20 protein-coding genes are annotated in these 20367 nt (G+C 59.6%); all 20 read right to left on the bottom strand.

Going from position 1 to position 20367, the window contains the following annotated elements:
- Positions 1–13: 13 nt before the first annotated feature.
- Positions 14–463, bottom strand: a complete 450-nt coding sequence (gene fliJ, locus MKS85_RS06045) for a flagellar export protein FliJ (protein WP_047226250.1) — start codon at positions 461–463, stop codon at positions 14–16.
- A 6-nt stretch (positions 464–469) separates the two neighbouring features.
- Positions 470–1828: a flagellar protein export ATPase FliI gene (gene fliI, locus MKS85_RS06040; RefSeq protein ID WP_047226249.1), complete on the bottom strand. Its 1359-nt coding sequence runs from the start codon at positions 1826–1828 to the stop codon at positions 470–472.
- The gene (fliH, locus tag MKS85_RS06035) at positions 1818–2663 is read right to left on the bottom strand and encodes a flagellar assembly protein FliH (RefSeq protein ID WP_188251134.1); all 846 of its coding nucleotides are present in this window, start codon (positions 2661–2663) and stop codon (positions 1818–1820) included. The genes fliI and fliH overlap by 11 nt, the downstream gene beginning before the upstream one ends.
- Before the next feature lie 7 nt (positions 2664–2670).
- Positions 2671–3690 (bottom strand): flagellar motor switch protein FliG, encoded by a 1020-nt coding sequence (gene fliG / locus MKS85_RS06030; protein WP_003199086.1) that lies wholly within the window; start codon positions 3688–3690, stop codon positions 2671–2673.
- Positions 3683–5467 (bottom strand): flagellar basal-body MS-ring/collar protein FliF, encoded by a 1785-nt coding sequence (fliF, locus tag MKS85_RS06025; RefSeq protein ID WP_047226247.1) that lies wholly within the window; start codon positions 5465–5467, stop codon positions 3683–3685. Before fliF ends, fliG begins: the two co-directional genes overlap by 8 nt.
- Positions 5468–5482: 15 nt before the next feature.
- Positions 5483–5809: a flagellar hook-basal body complex protein FliE gene (gene fliE, locus MKS85_RS06020; RefSeq protein ID WP_047226246.1), complete on the bottom strand. Its 327-nt coding sequence runs from the start codon at positions 5807–5809 to the stop codon at positions 5483–5485.
- A 215-nt stretch (positions 5810–6024) separates the two neighbouring features.
- Positions 6025–7413, bottom strand: a complete 1389-nt coding sequence (locus MKS85_RS06015) for a sigma-54 dependent transcriptional regulator (protein ID WP_047226245.1) — start codon at positions 7411–7413, stop codon at positions 6025–6027.
- A 5-nt stretch (positions 7414–7418) separates the two neighbouring features.
- A complete protein-coding gene (locus tag MKS85_RS06010) occupies positions 7419–8627 on the bottom strand; it encodes a PAS domain-containing sensor histidine kinase (protein ID WP_076385832.1) in 1209 nt (402 codons plus the stop codon).
- A 111-nt stretch (positions 8628–8738) separates the two neighbouring features.
- On the bottom strand, positions 8739–10214 hold the full coding sequence (locus MKS85_RS06005) for a sigma-54 dependent transcriptional regulator (RefSeq protein ID WP_047226243.1): 1476 nt from the start codon (positions 10212–10214) through the stop codon (positions 8739–8741).
- 169 nt (positions 10215–10383) lie between these two features.
- On the bottom strand, positions 10384–10680 hold the full coding sequence (locus tag MKS85_RS06000) for a hypothetical protein (RefSeq protein ID WP_047226242.1): 297 nt from the start codon (positions 10678–10680) through the stop codon (positions 10384–10386).
- 11 nt (positions 10681–10691) lie between these two features.
- A complete protein-coding gene (fliS, locus tag MKS85_RS05995; RefSeq protein ID WP_047226241.1) occupies positions 10692–11087 on the bottom strand; it encodes a flagellar export chaperone FliS in 396 nt (131 codons plus the stop codon).
- Positions 11088–11219: 132 nt separating this feature from the next.
- Positions 11220–12656, bottom strand: coding sequence for a flagellar filament capping protein FliD (gene fliD, locus MKS85_RS05990; protein WP_139050819.1), 1437 nt, complete (start codon positions 12654–12656; stop codon positions 11220–11222).
- 80 nt (positions 12657–12736) lie between these two features.
- Positions 12737–13102, bottom strand: coding sequence for a flagellar protein FlaG (locus tag MKS85_RS05985; protein WP_047226239.1), 366 nt, complete (start codon positions 13100–13102; stop codon positions 12737–12739).
- A 72-nt stretch (positions 13103–13174) separates the two neighbouring features.
- Complete coding sequence (locus MKS85_RS05980; protein WP_139050820.1) at positions 13175–14026, bottom strand: flagellin domain-containing protein; 852 nt, start codon at positions 14024–14026, stop codon at positions 13175–13177.
- A 253-nt stretch (positions 14027–14279) separates the two neighbouring features.
- On the bottom strand, positions 14280–14549 hold the full coding sequence (locus MKS85_RS05975; RefSeq protein WP_139050821.1) for a hypothetical protein: 270 nt from the start codon (positions 14547–14549) through the stop codon (positions 14280–14282).
- On the bottom strand, positions 14546–15838 hold the full coding sequence (locus MKS85_RS05970; RefSeq protein WP_139050822.1) for a motility associated factor glycosyltransferase family protein: 1293 nt from the start codon (positions 15836–15838) through the stop codon (positions 14546–14548). The genes MKS85_RS05975 and MKS85_RS05970 overlap by 4 nt, the downstream gene beginning before the upstream one ends.
- Positions 15839–15922: 84 nt before the next feature.
- A complete protein-coding gene (locus MKS85_RS05965) occupies positions 15923–16849 on the bottom strand; it encodes a ketoacyl-ACP synthase III (RefSeq protein ID WP_047226235.1) in 927 nt (308 codons plus the stop codon).
- Positions 16850–17045: 196 nt separating this feature from the next.
- The gene (gene pseI, locus MKS85_RS05960; RefSeq protein ID WP_139050823.1) at positions 17046–18098 is read right to left on the bottom strand and encodes a pseudaminic acid synthase; all 1053 of its coding nucleotides are present in this window, start codon (positions 18096–18098) and stop codon (positions 17046–17048) included.
- Positions 18091–19596 carry a UDP-2,4-diacetamido-2,4,6-trideoxy-beta-L-altropyranose hydrolase gene (pseG, locus tag MKS85_RS05955; protein ID WP_139050824.1) on the bottom strand — a complete coding sequence of 502 codons (1506 nt, stop codon included), beginning with the start codon at positions 19594–19596 and terminating at the stop codon, positions 18091–18093. The genes pseI and pseG overlap by 8 nt, the downstream gene beginning before the upstream one ends.
- The gene (gene pseF / locus MKS85_RS05950) at positions 19593–20294 is read right to left on the bottom strand and encodes a pseudaminic acid cytidylyltransferase (RefSeq protein ID WP_139050825.1); all 702 of its coding nucleotides are present in this window, start codon (positions 20292–20294) and stop codon (positions 19593–19595) included. The genes pseG and pseF overlap by 4 nt, the downstream gene beginning before the upstream one ends.
- Positions 20295–20367 lie beyond the last annotated feature (73 nt).

Genomic DNA, 20367 nt, shown 5'->3' with positions numbered 1-20367 from the left:
CCCGGCCCGATGATCAATACGGATCCTGACGTGGCAAACGCTGGGACAATTCATCCAGCAGTTTTTGCTCGCGCCTGTCCTCCAATCGCCGCGCTTCGTCGATATAACGCTGTACGAGTTTGCGCAGCCCTTCGACCCGGGCGAAAGCCTCCTGCCAACTCTGGCGAGCCTTTTCCAGGTTGTTCTGGTGCCAGACCAGACTCTGGCGCTGCTGGTCAATGGCGGTGCCCAATTGCGCAAGAAAGCCCTGGTAACCCAGCAACCATTGGCCGGAAACCCCATGGCTGCCACGGGCGATCCACTGCTCCTGGTATTCGAGACGGAAATTTTCCAGGTCCGCCAGTTTGCTTTCGGCGACAGCCACCTGCCCTTGGAAATATGCCAGACGCTGGACGGCAGTTTTTTCGGCTTTTTCCGCCATCTCCACCACGGGCGCCAGACGCGCCGCACGACTCGTGGCCATGGCCGGTTACCCGCCGGCGACCGGAGTGAAGATGCTCTGCAGGTGCGCTTCGCTGGCGCCCATGCCGATGTTATCGTTCAGGCTCTGGCGCAGATAGACCGCCATTGCCGGATAGAGATTGATGGCGGTATCGGTCTCACGATCACCGCCGGGCACGTAGGCACCGACGCTGATCAGATCGCGGCTTTGCTGATAGCGCGACCAGTATTGCTTGAACTGTTGGGCGCGCTTGAGGTGCTCGGCGCTGATGACCGACGGCATGACGCGACTAATGGACGCCTCGATGTCGATGGCCGGATAGTGCCCTTCTTCGGCCAGACGCCGGGACAACACGATGTGACCGTCGAGCACGCCACGGGCCGAGTCGGCAATGGGATCCTGCTGATCGTCGCCTTCGGACAGCACGGTATAGAACGCCGTGATCGAACCGCCGCCCTTTTCCGCATTACCGGCGCGCTCAACCAGCTTGGGCAACTTGGCGAATACCGAGGGTGGATAGCCTTTGGTGGCCGGCGGTTCGCCGATGGCCAGGGCGATTTCCCGCTGGGCCTGGGCGAAACGGGTCAACGAGTCCATCAGCAGCAGGACATTCTTGCCCTTGTCGCGGAAATACTCGGCGATTCGCGTGCAGTACATGGCGGCCCGCAGGCGCATTAACGGTGCATCATCGGCTGGCGAAGCCACGACCACTGATCGCTTGAGGCCCTCTTCGCCGAGGATGTGCTCGATGAACTCCTTCACCTCGCGGCCCCGCTCGCCGATCAGCCCGACCACGATAATGTCCGCCTCGGTGAATCGGGTCATCATGCCCAGCAGCACACTCTTGCCCACCCCCGTACCGGCAAACAGGCCCAGACGCTGACCGCGCCCGACCGTCAACAAACCGTTGATGCAACGAATGCCCACGTCCAGCGGCACGCTGATGGGGTCGCGCTTGAGGGGGTTGATCGTCGGGCCGTCCATCGGCACCCAATCCTCGGCCTTCATGCCGCCCTTGCCGTCCAAGGCACGCCCGGCGCCGTCCAGCACCCGTCCGAGCATGCTCATGCCCATGGGCAGCCGACCGGTGTCAGCCAAAGGCACAACCCGAGCGCCAGGTGCGATGCCGGCTACGCTGCCCACCGGCATCAGAAAGACCTTGCTGCCGGAGAAGCCCATGACTTCGGCTTCGACCTGGACCGGGTGATAACTGTCGTCGTTGATCACCATGCAGCGACTGCCCATGGCGGCACGCAGGCCCTCGGCTTCGAGGGTCAGGCCAACCATGCGCAGCAAGCGCCCTTCCAGGATCGGCTGCCCGGCCAGCTCGGTGGCCTCGGCGTAGCTGCCCAGGCGCTTGCCGAAACTGGTTCGCTCAAGGCGCATCGCGGCCGCCCAGTTCAGGGGTACTGAGTTCAAGAGCATCCGACTCTGCGGCGTCTGGATCACTAGGGGTGTCAACCTGGGGTTCGTCCGGCAATTCCAGGCTCAGGTCGGCAGCAGCCGGGTGCAGTGCCTGTTCGTGCAACTGGTCGAAGAGCTTGGCCATGATCTGGCTGATGCGGGTTTCGATGGTCGCATCAATGCGGCTGTGCTCGGTTTCCACGCGGCAACCGCCCGGCAGCAGGGATTCGTCCTCGACGATGCGCCAGGTTTCTTCATGACGCTCACGCAGCGCCTTGACCAGTTCGAAATCCTGAGGATTGATGTACAGCCGCACATTGCCCACGCCCAACGGCAAAAGCTTGAGGGCTTCGCGCATGACGTGTTCGATCTGGTTCGAATCAATGGCCAGTTCCCGCTGGATCACTTGTCGAGTGATGTGCTGCACCAGCCCGACCAGGGACTTCTCGATCTGAGTGTCCTGCTCGGCGATAGGCTCGAACAGGTTGAGCATCAGCGATTCCAGCGCGCGGAGCTTGGCTGTCAGCGCTACGTCGGCTTCCTGGCGAACCTTGAGCGTGGTGCTATGGAAACCTTCTTTTTCACCAATGGCGAAGCCTTCGTTGTAGGCCTCCTGACGAATGCTTTCGACTTCTTCGAGGGTCAGTGGCTGGACTTCTTCCAGCGGCACCTCCTCCATTTCCGGCAGTTCTTCCTCGGGCTCAGGCTCAGGCTCGGGCACGTGGGGATCGAAGCTGGGCAGCGACCAGACGTCAAAACCACCGACGTCCCGAGCGCGGATCAGGTCGCTGGGTGAACCATCACTCTTGGCAGACATAACGACCTTAGATCATCTCTTCGCCGCCCTTGCCACCGAGCACGATCTCTCCGGCTTCGGCCATACGGCGGGCGATGGTGAGGATTTCCTTTTGTGCGGTTTCCACGTCGCTGACACGTACCGGGCCCTTGGCCTCGAGATCGTCGCGCAACAGTTCGGCCGCCCGTTTGGACATGTTCTTGAAGATCTTTTCCTTGACGCCTTCGTCCGACCCCTTGAGGGCCAGTACCAGGACGTCGGAGGACACTTCGCGCAACAGCGCCTGAATGCCGCGATCGTCGACATCGGACAGGTTGTTGAACACGAACATGAGGTCTTCGATCTGACCGGACAGGTCTTCGTCGAACTCGCGGATCGAGTCCATGAGCTGGCCTTCGATCGAACTGTCGAGGAAGTTCATGATGTCCGCCGCGCGCTTGATGCCACCCAGAGTGGTGCGCGAGGCATTGGAGTTACCCGAGAACTGCTTCTCGAGAATCTGGTTCAATTCTTTCAGGGCCGCCGGCTGCACGGTATTGAGCGACGATACCCGCAGGATGATGTCCAGGCGCACCTTATGATCGAAGTTGCCCAGCACTTCACCAGCCTGGTCCGGGTCGAGGTAAGCCACAACGATCGCCTGGATCTGCGGGTGCTCGTAACGAATCACGTCAGCCACCGCGCGCGGCTCCATCCACTTGAGGCTGTCCAGGCCGCTGGTATTGCCGCCCAGCAGAATCCGGTCGATCAGGCCATTGGCCTTGTCCTCGCCCAGGGCCTGGGTGAGCATTTTGCGCACGTAGTCGTCAGATCCGACGCCCAGGCTGGTCTGGTCGCCGACGATGTCGACGAACTCGCTCATCACCTGTTCGACCTGCTCACGGTGCACGTTGCCCATCTGCGCCATGGCCACGCCCACGCGCTGGACCTCCTTGGGCCCCATGTGACGCAACACTTGGGCGGCGTCGGTCGATCCCAGGGACAGCAGCAAAATCGCGGCTTTGTCGACCCGGGACAATTTGGCAACAGCGGCTCGATTATCACTCATCTGCGTTAATCCACTCTTTCACGACCTGGGCCACACGACCCGGATCTTCTGCCACCAGACTCTTGATAGCGTTCAACTGAGCGTCATAGCCTTCACTCGGACTTGGCAGCAGAATGCTCTGCGGCCCACCGAGGCTGACGCGATCATTGGCCAATTCTCCATCCAGGCCGCCCATGCCTCCCAGCTCTACATCACCCAAGCCAGCCAACTGCTTGTTCTTGCCGCCACCGGTAATGTTGTTGAGCACCGGACGCAGCACGCCGAACACCAGGATCAGGATGAACAGCACACCCAATACTTGCTTGACCACATCCCAGAACCAGGGTTGCGAATAAAATGGAATGTCGGCGATTTCTTCGCCGCGCTCCTGGGAGAACGGCACGTTGATCACACTCACGCTGTCGCCACGGCTGGCGTCGAAACCGACCGCGTCCTGCACCAGGCGAGTGAACCGCGCCAGTTCGTCGGCACTCCACGGCGCACGGCTGGTTTCGCCATTGGCCGGGTTGATCTTGACCTGATCGTCCACCACCACCGCCACCGACAGGCGATTCAAACGGCCCTGTTGCTGCTTGGTGTGGCTGATGGAGCGGTCGAGTTCGAAGTTCTTGGTCGATTGTTGGCGCTTGTCGGCCGGGTATGGCGCCAGCATCGGCTGACCGGTGGCCGGGTCCATGATCTGTTGGCCGTTGGCGTCGATCAGCGGCTGGCCCGGTTGCACCATGCCAGCGGCCGCAGTGGCACCACCGGTGGTCTGGGGCGCGCTGGCCGGCGACGGCGGTTGGTTGCTAAGCGCACCAGGCACGCCTTGCGGGCCATTGCTGGCGGTGCGTTGCTCGTTCACCGACTGTTCGCTGCGCAACGCCGGTTGATCGGGGTTGAACTGTTCGGACGTCGATTCGACGGAGCTGAAATCCACATCGGCCGACACCTCGGCCTTGTAGCGGTCGTTACCCAGGATCGGTTGCAGGATGTTGTGCACACGCTGAGTCAGCATGCCTTCCATGCGACGGCTGTAGTCGAATTGCTTGCCGGCCATGGTCAGAGCAGAGTTCTCCGCCTGATCGGACAACAGGTTGCCCTTCTGGTCGACCACGGTGATCTGGGACTTGCTCAACTCGGGAACACTGGTAGCCACCAGATTGACGATGGCCACGACTTGGCTGGGCTCCAAAGAGCGACCGGAATACAGTTCAACCAGTACCGAGGCGCTTGGCTTGCGCTCATCGCGCACAAACACCGAGCTTTTTGGAATCGCCAGGTGCACACGGGCACCCTTGACGTTGTTCAGGCTGGCAATGGTGCGCGCCAATTCGCCTTCAAGGCCGCGACGATAACGGGTCGCCTCCATGAACTGGCTGGTACCCAGGCCCTGGTCCTTGTCGAGGATCTCGAAACCGATATTGCCATCGGTGGGCGTTACGCCAGCAGCGGCGAGCTTGAGGCGCGCGCGCGCCACGTCGTCGGCCTTGACCAGCAAGGCGCCGGAATTGGGTTCGACGGTATAAGGAATGTCGGCGGCAGCCAGGGTTTCCATGACTTGCTTGGCGTCCATGCCCTCCAGACTGCCGTACAAAGGACGGTAGTCTGGCTGCTGGGACCACAGCACCACGGCAAACCCGATCGCCACGCTGGCAGCCAGGCCGACCAACAGGCCCACCTGACGCAGCATGGTCATCTCGGAGAGGTTTTCCAGGAAGGACAGACCGAACAGCGGCGGTTTGCCGTCGGGCGGAGTGGCCTTGGCCGGAACGTTATCAGCGACTGCTTCTGCCATGACTCAATAATTTCCTTAGACCGGCATCTGCATGATGTCTTGGTAGGCTTGAACCAGCTTGTTACGAACCTGGGTCAACGCCTGAAACGAGACACTGGCTTTCTGCGAAGAGATCATCACGTCCGTCAGATCGACGCCACTTTTGCCAATCTCGAAAGCACTGGCCAACTGACTCGATGCCTGCTGGGTATCGTTCACTTTATTGACGGCCTGACCGAGCATGTCGGAAAAACTGCTGGCGCCCACTTCCGGGACCGCGACCGACTTAGGCTGTGCCATGGCGTCCATTTGCATGGCCCGCATGTCCAGCATCAACCGATTAAATTCAATACCTTGGCTCATGGTCTACTCTCTCTGGCGGCCCGCATTTTTTTGACACTTACTCAGCGGGTACACAGGTATTAGCAACAAGGGTGCCAGCTCCGTGACCGTAAAAAACAAATGCATGTGGGAGCGGGCTTGCTCGCGAAGGCGGTGGTTCAGTCAATGCAACGGCGACTGGTAAATCGCTTTCGCGAGCAAGCCCGCTCCCACAAGGGATATTCGGTGCACATCACTCAACTGGCGAACAGGTAGGCCTCGACGTCCATGCCGGCGTCACGCATTTGCGCCAGCTTGTAGCGCAGGGTGCGCGGGCTGATCCCCAGGCGCTCGGCCGCTTCCTTGCGACGCCCGCGCTCGGCGCGCAGGGTGTCGATGATCATCTGGAATTCGCGACGACGCAGGTCGTCTCCCAAAGCACCGGCCGATTCGCCCTCCACTTCCGCCGGAGGGGCGAACGCCGGGACCGCTGACACGGCCGGCAATGGCGCGCAGGCCACCGGACCGCTCAGGCAAAAATCTTCCGGCTGGATCAGACCGCCCTGCTGCAGAATCAATGCCCGCTGAATCGCGTTATCCAGCTCCCGTACGTTGCCAGGCCAAGGGTAGGCGATCAGAAACGCCTGGGCCTCGGGGGACAGCCTGGCTGCCGCATGCTTCATTTTATTGACGTGTTTGGTCAGCAGACGCTCGGCCAGCGGCAGGATATCGGCGGTGCGCTCGCGCAACGGTCGCCAGGCCAGCGGAAATACTGACAGACGGTAGTAAAGGTCTTCGCGAAAACGCCCTGCCGCCACTTCGCCAGCCAGGTCGCGGTTGGTGGTCGCCACCACGCGGATATCCAGGCTGATAGGCTTGCGCGCACCCACCCGCTCCACTTCCCGCTCCTGTAACACGCGCAACAGCTTGGCTTGCAGGCCAAGGGGCATTTCGGAAATTTCATCGAGCAGAATGGTGCCACCGTCAGCCTGCTCGAACTTGCCGGCCTGGGCCGAGATGGCGCCGGTAAACGAGCCCTTCTCGTGACCGAACAGCGTCGCCTCCAACATATTGTCGGGAATCGCCGCACAGTTGATGGCAATGAACGGTTCGCTGGCACGCCGGGATTGCTGGTGAATGTAGCGCGCCAGCACCTCCTTGCCGGTGCCGGATTCGCCGGAAATCAAAACAGTGGAGTCGCTGCGAGCCACCCGCGCGGCCAACGCCAGCAACTGCGCACTGGCCGGTTCGATCGCGACCGGGCCTTCACCCTCGACGGCAGGGCTGCCCAGGGCATGGCGGGCCACCAGGTCCAACAGCGCCTTGGGCTCGAACGGCTTGACCAGATAATCCGCAGCCCCCTGGCGCATGGCATCCACGGCGCGCTCGACGGCACCGTGGGCAGTCATCAGCAGGACCGGCAATTGAGGTTGGCGGGCGCGCAACAAACCAAGCAGCTGGTGCCCATCCATGCCCGGCATGTTGACGTCACTGACCACCAGGCCGAAGGTCTCTTGAGCCACGGCCAGCAAAGCATCTTCCGCCGAACCGACGGCGGTGTAATCGTGCCCGGCCAGCACCAGGGTATCGGCCAGCGCCTCACGCAGGGCCCGGTCATCCTCAACCAGTAACACCTTGATCGCCATGACCTTCACTCCACTCCCGGCGTACTGGAAAACAATGGCAAAAGCACCAGTGCACAGGTGCCACGCCCCAGACGCGAGCGCAGTTGCAATTCTCCCTGATGGGCACGCGCCACTGCCTTGACTACGGTCAGGCCCAAGCCCGTGCCTGTGGTCTTGGTGGTAAAAAAGGGTTCGCCCAAACGCGCCAGCACCGCTGGCTCGATGCCGCTACCACTGTCACTGACACACAAGCGCAAGGTGTTGCCCCGTGTGTACAAGTGCACTTTCAGCCGGACGTCGCCGCCGCTGGCCTGGACCGCGTTTTCGATCAGGTTCAACACTGCGCCCACCAGGGTGTCGCGATTACACAACACCTCGCCATCATGGCTGTCGCATTGCCAGCGAATTGGCAGGTCCTGCACGTGAGTCAATGCGGCGGCTTGCAAGGATTGCAGCAAGACCTTGGGGGTCACGCGATCGGTCAATGGCAACTCGCCACGAGCGAACACCAGCATGTCGCGCACCTGATGCTCCAGCTCGTGCAGCCGCTCTTTCAAGCGCCCGGCGAAGCGTTGCTGGGTTTCCACCGGCAGTTGCTGCTCGGTCAGATGACTGGCGTACAGCAAAGCAGCCGACAGCGGCGTACGAATCTGATGAGCCAGCGAGGCCACCATCCGCCCCAGGGAAGACAGGCGTTCGTGGCGGGCCAGTTGATCTTGCAGGTGACGGGTTTCAGTCAGGTCATTGAGCAACACGAGCTGCCCGGGCTCGGCGTCCAGCGAACGAGTGGAGATGGACAGGCGCCGACCGTCCTTGAGCGACACTTCATGGCCGTCGTCTTCACGTGGGGCGAAGCAGCGGGCGATGACGTGACGCCACAACTCGCCCTCCAATGGCAGGCCAAGCAGCTCGCAGGCCGCCGGGTTGGCTTCGCGCACGCGCCCATGAGCATCGATGACGATAACGCCACCGGGCAACAGGTCGAGGAGATTTTGCAGCCGATTAGCCAGCCGTTCCTTTTCCGCCAGCTCCTGCATGCGCTGGGCACTGACCACTGCCAGCTCGCCCTTGAGCTCAGTGACGCGAGCTTCGAGCAGGCTGTAGGAATCGGTCAACCGGCTGGACATCTGGTCGAACAGCGAAAAGGCCTGCTCAAGTCCAACCCGGCTTGCCTGCTCGGCGGACGGCATGATCCCCGGCTCGGGGACAGGTGAGATCTGGGCGGCTTGGGTCATCGTGCTCTCTCGCTTGGCTGACCGTCAGTTAAACGGAACGTTGCGAGGGATGTAGCAATACCCGTGCCGAAAAAAAACCGCCTGAAAAATCAGGCGGTTGGAAAACAGGCGTCAATCATCCGCCTGTTCATCTCCTTCGCGACGGCTCATGCCGTACTTGCGCATCTTCTCCACCAGGGTGGTACGACGGATGCGCAGGCGTTCGGCGGCGCGGGCCACGATACCGTTGGCATCGTCCAGGGCCTGCTGGATAAGGCCTTGTTCCAGGCCTCCCAGATAATCCTTGAGGTCAAGGCCTTCTGGTGGCAGCAAGGCATTGGCGGTGAAGTCGGGCGTATGGCCGTTGATCGCCACGCGCTCTTCCAGATCGCTGCGCAGGCTATCAACCATTTGCTCGTCTTCATCGTCGACATAACGGAATTTCTTCGGCAACTCGACCACGCCGATCACACCGTAGGGATGCATGATCGCCATGCGCTCGACCAGATTGGCCAGCTCACGGACGTTACCCGGCCAACCGTGGCGGCACAGGGACATGATTGCCGCCGAGTTGAAACGGATCGAGCCGCGCTTCTCGTGCTCCATGCGCGAAATCAGTTCGTTCATCAGCAGCGGGATGTCTTCGACCCGCTCACGCAGCGGTGCCATTTCAATCGGGAAAACATTGAGGCGGTAATAGAGGTCTTCGCGGAAACTGCCCACCTCGATCATGCTCTCGAGGTTCTTGTGGGTCGCGGCGATGATTCGCACATCGACGCTCTGGGTCTTGTTGCTGCCCACGCGCTCGAAGGTGCGTTCCTGCAAGACTCGCAGCAACTTGACCTGCATCGGTAACGGCATATCACCGATTTCATCGAGAAACAGCGTGCCCCCGTTGGCCAGCTCGAACCGCCCGGCCCGGCTGGTGATGGCGCCGGTGAAGGCTCCCTTCTCGTGTCCGAACAGTTCGCTCTCGAGCAACTCGGCCGGAATCGCACCGCAGTTGACCGGCACGAACGGCGCTTCGCGACGCTTGGAATGGTAGTGCAGGTTACGCGCAACCACTTCCTTGCCGGTGCCCGACTCACCCAGGATCAACACGCTGGCGTCGGTATCGGCGACCTGCTGCATCATCTGGCGCACATGCTGGATCGCCCGACTGGTGCCAACAAGACTACGGAAAAGGTTGGGCTCGCGATGCCGGCCGCGCTCGCGCGCCTGGTCGTACATCTCGCGATAAACCTGGGCGCGGTGCAGCGAATCGAGCAACTTGCTGTAGCTGGGTGGCATTTCCAACGTGGAAAGCACCCGGCGGCGCTGGTCCTCAGGCAAGTCAACGGAAGAATTTTCGCCCATTAACAAAACCGGAAGGAACTCATCCCAGGTTGAGAGTGTCTTTAGCAAGCCCAAAAGCGTTGCGGGTGCATTTACGGTTCCGATCAGAACGCAAATGACCTCACGACTGGACGACAAAGAGCCGACGGCCTGCTGCCAGTCATGGCTTCCGCAGGGTAAATTTTCTTCACCAAGAAAATTTAGGATCACCGCCAAATCGCGGCGGCGGACGCTATCGTCATCGATCAGGAGAATTTTGGTTTCACGCCACATGCAATAGCAACTTCCCTAGTCAACTCAATGCCCGGAATTTGGGGGCAAGCTAGACGCTTGCAGACTTGTCATGCCTGTAGACGCCTGAAATCTGTAAACAGCCACTAGTTAAGTCAAAAAACCGTGCACAGTCAAATTTATGGCGCACTTTGTTCGGATTAACTGAGCGTTAACCGAACAGATGGTAAACCTTTGCCGCGTTCTGCGCTTGATGGATCTGCGACATCTCGTCGACAATCGCCTGACGCTCGCCAGTGGCCGCCTCCAGCAGCTGCCGATAGACCCCCAGCAACTCCTCAAGATTGCTCCGCAACGCCGCCTCGTCTACCTCAGGCTCGCTCAGAACGTCTTCCATGCAGGAACGGCAAGCCAGGTCCAATTGACCGATTGCCTCCCAGTTGCGCTCGGCCAGGGCACCGACCAGGGCATCACGGGTTTGTTCGATTCGCTGCAAGACAAGACTCATGAGCGTGCTCCTTAGAATTGCGGACCCGGTACGGCGATGGCATCCCAACCTTCCTTGACCGTGCTCAGCAGATCGGCGACTTCGTCGAGGATCTTCGGATCAGTCTTGGCGTTGGCTTCGGCCAGGCGCTTCATCATGTAGGTATAGAGGCTATCCAGCTCGGTGACCGACTCAGCCTGGTTTTCCAGGTCCAGGCCTTCACGCAAACCGCCAATGATGCCGATGGCCTTGCTGATCAGTACGCCTTTATTGGCGATATCCTTGCGCTCCATCGCACCCTTGGCCTGGGCAATGCGGTCCAGCCCGCCCTCCATCAGCATCTGCACCAGACGATGGGGACTTGCTTCGGAGGTTTGCGCCTGGGCGCCAATCTTCTGGTATTGGCGAAGGGCTAACATCGGATTCATGTTCTACCTCATCAAAAAAACTTCGGTTCGTATAAACAGCGTATCGACGCCGCGTCAAAAAACTTTAGATCGAAAAAGCCGAAAGCCCGGAGCGTCCTGAGACGCTACCGGGCTTTTGTGTATCGACCAGAATCAGCTGTTTTTCTGCTGTGCCGTCATGGCTTCGAACATCGAGGTGATGTTACTGGCAGTGGCTTTCAGCCTGCCCACCAGGGTGTCCATGTCGTTGTACTTTTTGGTCAGCACCGCGGTGAGGGTCTCGATTCGGCGATCAAGGGCCAACTGATCTTCGCTCAGTTTCGCCTTGAGAACTTCCAGGTTCTTGGATCGAGCCGTCAGGATGTTATCCACGGTCTTCCCGTTGGAGTCCTTCTTACTGGTCTCCGTGTAGGGATTGAGTGCATTCTGCATGCGCTCGATCAGGCCATTCTCCCCAGTGAACAGGGTCTGGATTTCCCCACCCAACTGCTTTTCGTTCACAGCGGTTGCAAACTTTGTACTGTCAAAATCCAGGGCACCAGTCGTCTGATTGGTGGTAATACCCAGCTGCGACAACACGGTCAGCTTATCGCCAGCACCGGTTTCGGACAAAGGCGCGCGAATGGCCGCCAAAAGCGAACGAGGCAATGAGTCGCCGGTCAATGCTGCCGGAACCGAGTTACCTTCGGCATCTGTCGATGGCTTGGTCAGGGAAGTCACGGCCTTCGCGATCGCGTTATAAGCATCGACAAATTTCTGGATCGAAGCTTTCAGACCGTCGGTATTGGCAGCAACGGTGACGGTCGTCGGGCCGGTATCGGCAACGACTAACGTCATGCTCAAGCCTGAGACCACGTTATCCAACTTGTTGGTCGGACTGGTCATCGCCAGGCCGTCGACGCTGAACTCGGCATCCTGTGCGAACACCAGAGAACCTGAAGAAGTCGCGGTGGGGGGGGTAGCCATCGCTACAGAGCCGTCAGCCGCAAGACTGGCAACACCGCTGAGGGAAATATCGTTACCCGCACCAGTTTTAGTCGAGCCCACCACAAGACGTGAACCAAAACTGTCGGTCACGATGTTGGCGGTCAGACCGCTGGAGGAGTATTTGCTGTTGATAGCGTCCCGAACCGACTGCAGCGTCGAATCAGCAGGGATATCAAGGGTGTAATCCGTACCGCCCTGACTGATGGTCAGCGTACCGGTCTCCACCGCACTGGAAGCACCACCTGCAAAAGCCGCCGTGGCAACTTTGGAGGAGGTTGCCAGCTGAGTGACGTCGACCGAGTAGATACCACTTACCGCCGAGTTCCCGGCTGTCACCGTCAGCGCACTGGTATTGGCCGAAGTAGCAGAAACACCGGTGAATTGAGGCGTGGTCGTGCTGCCCAGGCTTTCAAGCGCGGACTGGAAGGTAGCCAACAGTGACTTCAGGGTGCCGATCCCCGAAATATTGGCCGTATTGGTCTTGGTGGCACGGTCAATCTGACCTTGCTTGGCTGCTTTGTCAGAATCCACCAATGCCTTGACGATAGCACCGGTATCAAGGCCAGAGCCTAAACCCAAGCCAGGTAGAATTGGACTTGCCATGTGGGACTCCCTTCAGTGTGCCGCCGGTCTTTTGACCTTTAAACGTCAAAAGAACCAAACAACAAAATTCGTGCCAGCTATCAGGCTTGTGCGCTGAACAACAGGCTGCTTGCATCATTCAAACTGTTCGCCAGTTTGAGCACTTCTTCGTTAGGGATCTGGCGAATCACTTCACCGGAACCACTGGCAATCACTTTGACGACCACTTTGCCTGAAGGCTCATCGATTGAGAACTCCAGGTTGCGCTTGACCGACTGAACAAAGGTTTCGATTTCCTGAACCGCTCTCTTCAGCTTTTCCTGCTCGGCCTCAGCGTCTTTTGGCTCATCCTTGACCGGTACCACGGTGGCAGCATCGGCTCGAGGCTTCTCCACTGGCTTGTCGGCAAATGTCGTCGCCGGCTTCGCAGCTGGATAAGACAAGTTCAGCTTCACGCTCATATCCATGTCCATCACCTCTTGAACGGAAAAAGCGAGAGAGTACGCAAGCGCACTCCCCCGCTAAAACTCATCCGACGATTACTGAAGCAGCTTCAGTACAGCGGATGGCAGTTGGTTGGCCTGGGCCAGAACCGAAGTGGAAGCCTGTTGCAGAGTCTGCTGCTTGGTCAGCTGGGCAGTTTCAGCAGCGAAGTCGGTGTCTTGTACACGACCCAGTGCAGCAGCGGCGTTTTCGTTGACGTTCTGCAGGTTGGAGATGGTGCTGGTCAGACGGTTTTGTGCAGCACCGAGGTCAGCACGGCTGGAGTTGATGGTTGCCAGAGCAGCGTCGATTGCGTCGATTGCAGCCGAAGTGCTTGCTTCAGCAGTGGCGCTACTGTTACCGGTGATGGCGATGGCACCAGAGTCAACGCTCAAGGTTGCAGCGTCGAAGCCGCTATCCAAGGTCAGAGTGATCTGGTTGGTAGCACCAGTGTTGGAGCCGACCTGGAAAGTCATGGTGCCAGCGGAACCGTCGATCAGGTTCTTGCCGTTCAGGTTGGTCGACTCGGCGATACGGGTCAGTTCGTCCGACATCTGAGCAAATTCTTTGTTCAGAGCTTCACGGTCAGCAGTACCGTTGGAGTCGTTTCGAGCCTGGACAGCCAGTTCACGCATACGCTGCAGGATGTTGGTGGATTCCTGCAGAGCGCCTTCAGCGGTCTGAGCGATGGAGATACCGTCGTTGGCGTTTTTGATCGCAACAGTCTGACCGCGAATTTGCGAAGTCATACGGGTAGCGATCTGCAGGCCGGCGGCGTCATCTTTGGCGCTGTTGATTTTCAGGCCGGAAGACAGACGGGTCATCGAAGTGGACAGAGCATCGGAAGCCCGGTTCAGGTTCTTCTGAACGTTCAACGATGTGACGTTGGTGTTTACTGTTAAAGCCATGACGAATTCCTCGTTGGTTGGGTACTGCGGCTTCCGGCCCTGGCAACCGCCGGGTGTGGCCTAGAGAACCTTCGTAATAGTTATCGTCGTAATCGGAACTTGCTTTAGCTGTTTTTTCAAATAATTTGCCATCAGGGTGCCACCCCTCGTAAATCAAGGACTTGGCAGCGCTCAGAAGGTAAAAAAATGACGACAGGGAAATGCCGGAACCGCCACTCGTCCAGGCGGCGGCCCTAGCTGAGGGAGAAAAGACTTAAACCGCCTGACCAGCGGTCAATAGGTCAACCAGCTCGAACTCCAGATAGTCCGCCAGTGAAAGCCAGTTCTGAGCCTGCTGATCGTTGAACATCAAGCCAAGCAAACCGCCCCACGATGACTGGACATCGCCTGGCATAAGCTCGACAAAAGGCTGGGCCGCCTCGACCACTGCAACCATCGCCAGCCCCGCCTCGACATCGCGGCCAAGACGAAACAGCCGAGCACACCCGCGCGCGTCTTCGATGACCACCTCAAGGCTGCTCATCGCACAAACTCCGGATGAAAAGCAGTGCCCACGATCATCGCTCCATCTCGACTGCTGTTATAAAAGCGCACCTGAGGGTGCCCGGCGACAAATCGCTCCAGCTCACACAGATAGCTACGGAAGTTGAGCTGAGTCTTGACCCGCTGGCCATGGCCATCAAGCACCCAGTGCCTGGATGCGTCCAACTGTGGCCCCAGGTCGCCGTCGCCCCAACCCGCATGGGTCTTGTCATGGGGAAAAGCGAAATCGGCTCCGAACAAAGTGACCTGCTCTGCGCCCATCCTGACGGCCAGGTCCACGGCCGGATGAATCACGCTGCCACCTACGTACAGCTCGCCCCGAGGCAGTTGCTGGCGCATTTGATGATAGACAGGGCTGGCGGAATAACCGGCATAACGGCGGCCCTGCCAGGCTTCAATCACCGATGGGTCCGCCATTGGCAGGTAAACCAGTGCAATGGCACCAGTGTCTTCGGGCGGAAGGTGGCGCGCCGAAATGCGTTGATCAATGCTTACCACGATATCCGGTCGGATGCCCTGGGTGATCAAGGGCCGATAAGCCGTATCGACACAGATCAATAGCGGCCGCTCGGCTTGGCTATTCAAGCCGCGCAGCTGCTCGAAGTGCTGTTCGAGACTTGGCCCGGTGGCGATGACAAAAACTTCGCGTCCATTGAGGGTGCCAAACAGCTCGGCGACATCGCGATCCCTTTGCACGAGACCGAAGGTGGATTGCAGACGCTCGATGATCTCCGGAGCCCGTGGGTCGAATTCCCGGTTGTTGAAGGCCAGATGCGTTTCACTGATCAGCCGGTCGCGTATCTTCGCGTTGAAATCGTCGGCCAGCACCAGTTCGGCGGGCAGGGCGAAAAACGGCAACTGGAGCTCCGCCAGATCGCCGGCATAAAGCATTTCGACACGCGGGTCAGCAAGCCATGACGACTGGTCCAGCAACTGCAACACAAGGGCGAACACTGAGCCATTGAGGATATGCACGTACAGACGTTCAACCTCTGCCTGCTCCAGCAGCCGGTTTTGCAGATCCCCCAGCCCGGTGCCATAGACATGCACCGCAGTGGCGTCTGGCGGCAGGCTGCCGGCTTGCAGATCAGCTTCGGCGAGACGGTCATGCCGGCTGGTCAGCTGGATGCCGTTGATGCTCAGGGTCGAACCCAGGCCCTCCACCAGATCGGCCTGCAACTCACCGGCATTCTCCAGCAGCAGCCGCTGGGCCACGGCCGGCCAGCGTTGCTCGATCACCTGAAAATTGCGCTCAAAGAACTCGCTCATGGCGTCTCGCTTTTCCATCAGGCAAAAAAATAGCGTTCAAGGTTACACCTTGGACGCTATTTTTTGTGCTCGGGCATTAACGGCTCAAGGACGATAAATGATCGCCGACCCCCAGGACAGGCCCACGCCAAAACCACTTAACGCCACGCGTTTCCAGTCGGAATCGAGCACGTGCTTTTCCAGCAGCAATGGAATGCTCGACGACACGGTGTTCCCGGTCTCGACCATATCCTTGATGAACTTCTCCGGCTCGCCTTCGAAACGCCGCGCCACCGCATCGACAATCGCCGCACTGCCCTGGTGAATGCAGAACGCATCGATGTCGCTGGCTTGCAGATCGGAATCGGCGAGCAACTCATGCAAATGAGCCGGAACCTTGATCAAGGCGAAATTGAACACTTGGCGACCGTTCATGAAGAACACCCCGTCGCTGACCTTCAGGTGCGGCGCACCGGAACCGTCCGTGCCGAACTTGGCCTTGCCCAGGTGCCACGGTGCATCCTCGCCCATCCAGGTAGCGGTAGCGGCGTCGCCAAACAACATCGTGGTGTTGCGATCTTCTGGATCAACGATTTTCGAATACGGGTCCGCCGTTATCAGCAGGCCATTCTTCAGGCCGGCGGCTTCCATGAAGCCCTTGATGGCGTAGATGCCATAGACATAACCCGAGCAGCCCAGGGAAATATCAAACGCCGCCACGGTGGTCGGCAAACCGAGCTTGTCCTGAACGATGGCCGCCGTATGAGGCAAGCCTTCTTCGTCGCCGTTCTGGGTAACGACGATCAGTACATCGACAGATTCGCGCTTCAGTCCGGGATTGTTGGCAAACAGCGCATTGGCCGCTTCTACACACAGGTCCGAGGTTTCCTGCCCGTCATCCTTGCGCGGCAAGAAGGCGGAACCGATCTTGCCCAGGATGAATTCTTCATCCTTGTCGAACTTCGCACCTTGTGCGTAATTGTCCACGCCGGCTACAGGAACGTAGCTCGCAATGCCTTTTATGCCAATCATTACGGCTTCCCAATTAAAAACAGCCCAATACCACCGCTCGCAAGGATTCGAGGGGCGCCGACAAACGGGAAGTGTAAAGGGCTATCACTGGGCCTGATAAGGGCCAGGCGCCATCTTCCCGGTCAATACAATACAGTGAAGATGCGCGTTATGACTCACAGGTCACGCGATTTTACTGATTAGCTCGATCACAAAGCTATTCAACCAGTGCCCAGGCCAGGGGTGTACCCCGCGCGATCGCCTGGCGCGCGTGCCGGCCCATCACGGCGTCCGCATGCTTGGGAGCCAGTCCCAGACCCGGGCGGATGGCCCGCAGGTTCTGCGGTGTAAACGCATCACCAGGGTTCATGTCTTGCGTCACGTACAGCGAACGACGATAGACCAGCGACTTGCGCTCAGCCTCCGTCACGCCATAGTGCACCTGCCCAAGCGCCTGCCAGGCGCGCTCGGTTTCGATCACCAGCGCCGCGAGTTCCGCCGGTTCCAGCGAGAAACTGGCGTCCACTCCGCCGGCGGCGCGGTCAAGAGTGAAATGTTTTTCCACCACGGTGGCGCCCAACGCCACGGCGGCGACAGACACCCCGACGCCCATGGAATGGTCCGACAAGCCCACCTCACAGCCGAACAATTCTCGCAAATGAGCAATGGTGCGCACGTTGCTGTTGGCCGGCGTGGCCGGATAGGTGCTGGTGCATTTGAGCAGCACCAGATCCTTGCAGCCGGCTTGGCGGGCGGCACGCACGGTTTCGTCGAGTTCTGCGATGCTGGCCATGCCGGTGGAAATGATCAACGGCTTGCCGGTGGCGGCGACCCGACGGATCAGCGGCAGGTCCGTGTTTTCGAAACTGGCGATCTTGTAGGCCGGCACCTCCAGACTCTCGAGGAAATCCACGGCTGTCTCGTCAAACGGCGTCGAGAACGCCAGCATGCCCAGCGCCTTGGCCCGGGCGAAAATCGGCGCATGCCATTCCCACGGTGTATGAGCCTTTTCGTACAAGTCATAAAGCGAGGTCCCGGCCCACAAGCTGTTGGGGTCCTTGATGAAGAACTCACCTTCGCTCAAATCCAGCGTCATGGTATCGGCGGTGTAGGTTTGAAGCTTCAAGGCGTGGGCACCGGCCCGGGCGGCGGCCTCGACGATCTGCAACGCCACGTCCAAGGACTGGTTATGGTTGCCGCTCATCTCGGCAATGATGAACGGTGGCACCTGCGACCCGATGCTGCGGTGGCCGATCTTGAAACTACTCATGGGGGTGATCCTTCAATACACGCGTAAACACGCAGGTACTTTGAATAAAACCGGCCTGCCGAAACAGGTTCAGGGATGCTTGATTACCGGGCAGTATTTGCGCGGTGAGAGTCCGCAGTTGAGGCCAATGGGCGCTGGCAAAGGCTTCGCCATGGGCCAGCAGCGCCCTGCCCCACCCCAGCCCCAGGCGACTTTCGAACAGATAAATCGACACCAGCGCCTCGGTGCCTTGCAAGTCATAACGTAACGCGCCCACGGGCCCGTCCGTGGTTTCACCGATCAGCAACAGGCGCTGTGCGTTCACCAGGCTTGCTTGCAGCCATTGGCAATGGCCGTCCCAGTCAATGATCGACGTATCCAGCGATACGCGGCGCACGGCCTCGGCGTTACGTCCGTCAAAAAGCAGCCGGGCGTCGGCTTGCGTGGCCGGGCGAATCCGCAGCAAAGCACCGGCCAGCGTCGCTGCGACCCTTTTTGCGCCCAAGCCATCGACCAATTGCCGTGAGCGCTGGGCCAAACTACAGCGCATGCCGTGATTGTCCGCAACGAACCCGATGGCTTGGCGCAACTGCTCGATGCTGACCGTCTCCCGAGGTCCGAGATAAACGTGTGCGCCGAACGTCGCCATCACCTCGCCATTGGCCTGCTGATTGTTCGACACCGCAATGCAAATCGTAGGCAGGCCCATCGCGGCGCGCTCCCAACTGGTACCTCCACCGGCGCCGACGAACAGGTCCGCCTCGAACATGAGCTGATGAAAGTTGCGCACGAAACTGTGCAACCGCCAGCGCGGCCGAGTCGCCACCATCGCCTGCATCTGAGCCCAGGCCGGGTTGTCGGCACCGGCGACAAAATCGACGTCAAGATCATGAAAATCCGCCAGCGCTTGCATGGCGTGATGGGTTTGCATCGCGGCATCAAACCCGCCGAAGTTGACCAGTACCCGTCTGACATTGGGTTTTGGCTCAATCGCCCGACCACAAAACTCATCACGTAACAACGCGTACCGCGGCCCGAGCAGTGTCTGGCAGTGCTCGGGTAATAGCCCTGCGTACGCGTCCCGGGTGCCGGACAGGTTCTGATTGAGCAGTAGATCGACGCTATAGGTGCGTGTTGCCAGGTCGTCCAGGGCCATGATCCGGGGCGCAAAGCGCCGTGCGGCGGTTTGCCAATGATGATCCAGGCCATAATGGTCGACGATGATCCAGTCAAAACGCTGCTGAGCGCTCAAGGCCTGTTCCAACGCAGTGATATCCGCCTGCCAGGGCAGCAACGACTCGATCGCCTGCAGCGGGTCCTCGCTGGGATAAAGATCCGGCAAGGCAAATGTTTCAAAGCCCTCGGTTTCTAGTGCCTGTAATCGATGCCCTGACAGCGAGCGACAGGCAAACGCGACGTGCGCCCCCTGCCCGCGCAGCACGCGAGCCAGCGTCAGGCAGCGAGCAATGTGCCCGCTGCCAATGGTTGGCGAGGCGTCCGCGCGAATCAGTACCCTCATTGCAGCTCCCCGCCTGCTTTCAAGGCGGCGTAGAGGTATTCGGCCCGTTTCCAGTCTTCAGGGGTATCGATGTCCTGCACCAGATGGCGGGGCAGGATCACCGGCAGGCTGTTGGGAGAAAACAGCACGTCACCCCGCAACCAGGCCTCCCGACGCCCCCAATAAAACTGGCCGGCATCCTGGAAAGCTTCCGGCAGGTCCTGAGAGCGAGTGTCGCGAAACTGCGGATAAAGCGGGGTCAGCGCGCCCTGCTCATCCAGGGTCAAGGCCCGTTGTACGGGAAAACCAAAACCGGTCACTGAAAACGCGAACGACTTGTCGGGGTGCTCGCGTAACAACTCAAATCCCTCACGCAGGAACCGCGCCTGCAACAGCGGCGCGGTGGCATAGATACAACAGGCGAAATCGAACGACCGCTCGCGCAACTCGCCCACCGCATGGGCGATCACCGCTGCCGTCCCGGTGAAATCATCAGCCAGCGCGCCCGGACGCATGAACGGTACCCGCGCGCCATGAACCTGCGCCAGCTCGGCGATTTCTTCGTCGTCGGTGCTGACAATCACCTCATCGAACAGCCGCGAGGCCAGGGCCGTGCGAATCGAGTGGACAATGATGGGTACGCCAGCGAACAGCTTCAGGTTTTTGCGCGCAATCCGCTTGCTGCCGCCCCGGGCGGGAATGATCGCGATGGCGTTCAAGTGAAACTTCTCGACGACGTTCTTTGGCCATAAAAAAGTCGCCCCCGGCCCCTTGAACAAATCGCTTTTGACC

This window comes from Pseudomonas sp. JL2, from assembly GCF_031570495.1.
GTDB classification, from domain to species: Bacteria; Pseudomonadota; Gammaproteobacteria; order Pseudomonadales; family Pseudomonadaceae; genus Aquipseudomonas; species Aquipseudomonas rhizophila.
This window is presented reverse-complemented; position numbering and strand designations above follow the sequence as displayed.

Excerpts from the sequence above, each read along its gene's own strand:
- fliF (WP_047226247.1), bottom strand. The coding sequence starts at position 5,467 with ATGGCAGAAGCAGTCGCTGATAACGTTCCGGCCAAGGCCACTCCGCCC.
- pseI (WP_139050823.1), bottom strand. The coding sequence starts at position 18,098 with ATGAGTAGTTTCAAGATCGGCCACCGCAGCATCGGGTCGCAGGTGCCA.
- MKS85_RS05970 (WP_139050822.1), bottom strand. The coding sequence starts at position 15,838 with ATGAGCGAGTTCTTTGAGCGCAATTTTCAGGTGATCGAGCAACGCTGG.
- fliS (WP_047226241.1), bottom strand. The coding sequence starts at position 11,087 with ATGAATCCGATGTTAGCCCTTCGCCAATACCAGAAGATTGGCGCCCAG.
- MKS85_RS05985 (WP_047226239.1), bottom strand. The coding sequence starts at position 13,102 with ATGGATATGAGCGTGAAGCTGAACTTGTCTTATCCAGCTGCGAAGCCG.
- MKS85_RS06015 (WP_047226245.1), bottom strand. The coding sequence starts at position 7,413 with ATGGCGATCAAGGTGTTACTGGTTGAGGATGACCGGGCCCTGCGTGAG.
- fliD (WP_139050819.1), bottom strand. The coding sequence starts at position 12,656 with ATGGCAAGTCCAATTCTACCTGGCTTGGGTTTAGGCTCTGGCCTTGAT.
- MKS85_RS05975 (WP_139050821.1), bottom strand. The coding sequence starts at position 14,549 with ATGAGCAGCCTTGAGGTGGTCATCGAAGACGCGCGCGGGTGTGCTCGG.
- MKS85_RS05980 (WP_139050820.1), bottom strand. The coding sequence starts at position 14,026 with ATGGCTTTAACAGTAAACACCAACGTCACATCGTTGAACGTTCAGAAG.
- pseG (WP_139050824.1), bottom strand. The coding sequence starts at position 19,596 with ATGAGGGTACTGATTCGCGCGGACGCCTCGCCAACCATTGGCAGCGGG.
- fliG (WP_003199086.1), bottom strand. The coding sequence starts at position 3,690 with ATGAGTGATAATCGAGCCGCTGTTGCCAAATTGTCCCGGGTCGACAAA.
- fliI (WP_047226249.1), bottom strand. The coding sequence starts at position 1,828 with ATGCGCCTTGAGCGAACCAGTTTCGGCAAGCGCCTGGGCAGCTACGCC.
- MKS85_RS06005 (WP_047226243.1), bottom strand. The coding sequence starts at position 10,214 with ATGTGGCGTGAAACCAAAATTCTCCTGATCGATGACGATAGCGTCCGC.
- MKS85_RS06000 (WP_047226242.1), bottom strand. The coding sequence starts at position 10,680 with ATGAGTCTTGTCTTGCAGCGAATCGAACAAACCCGTGATGCCCTGGTC.
- fliJ (WP_047226250.1), bottom strand. The coding sequence starts at position 463 with ATGGCCACGAGTCGTGCGGCGCGTCTGGCGCCCGTGGTGGAGATGGCG.
- MKS85_RS05965 (WP_047226235.1), bottom strand. The coding sequence starts at position 16,849 with ATGATTGGCATAAAAGGCATTGCGAGCTACGTTCCTGTAGCCGGCGTG.
- fliH (WP_188251134.1), bottom strand. The coding sequence starts at position 2,663 with ATGTCTGCCAAGAGTGATGGTTCACCCAGCGACCTGATCCGCGCTCGG.
- fliE (WP_047226246.1), bottom strand. The coding sequence starts at position 5,809 with ATGAGCCAAGGTATTGAATTTAATCGGTTGATGCTGGACATGCGGGCC.
- MKS85_RS06010 (WP_076385832.1), bottom strand. The coding sequence starts at position 8,627 with ATGACCCAAGCCGCCCAGATCTCACCTGTCCCCGAGCCGGGGATCATG.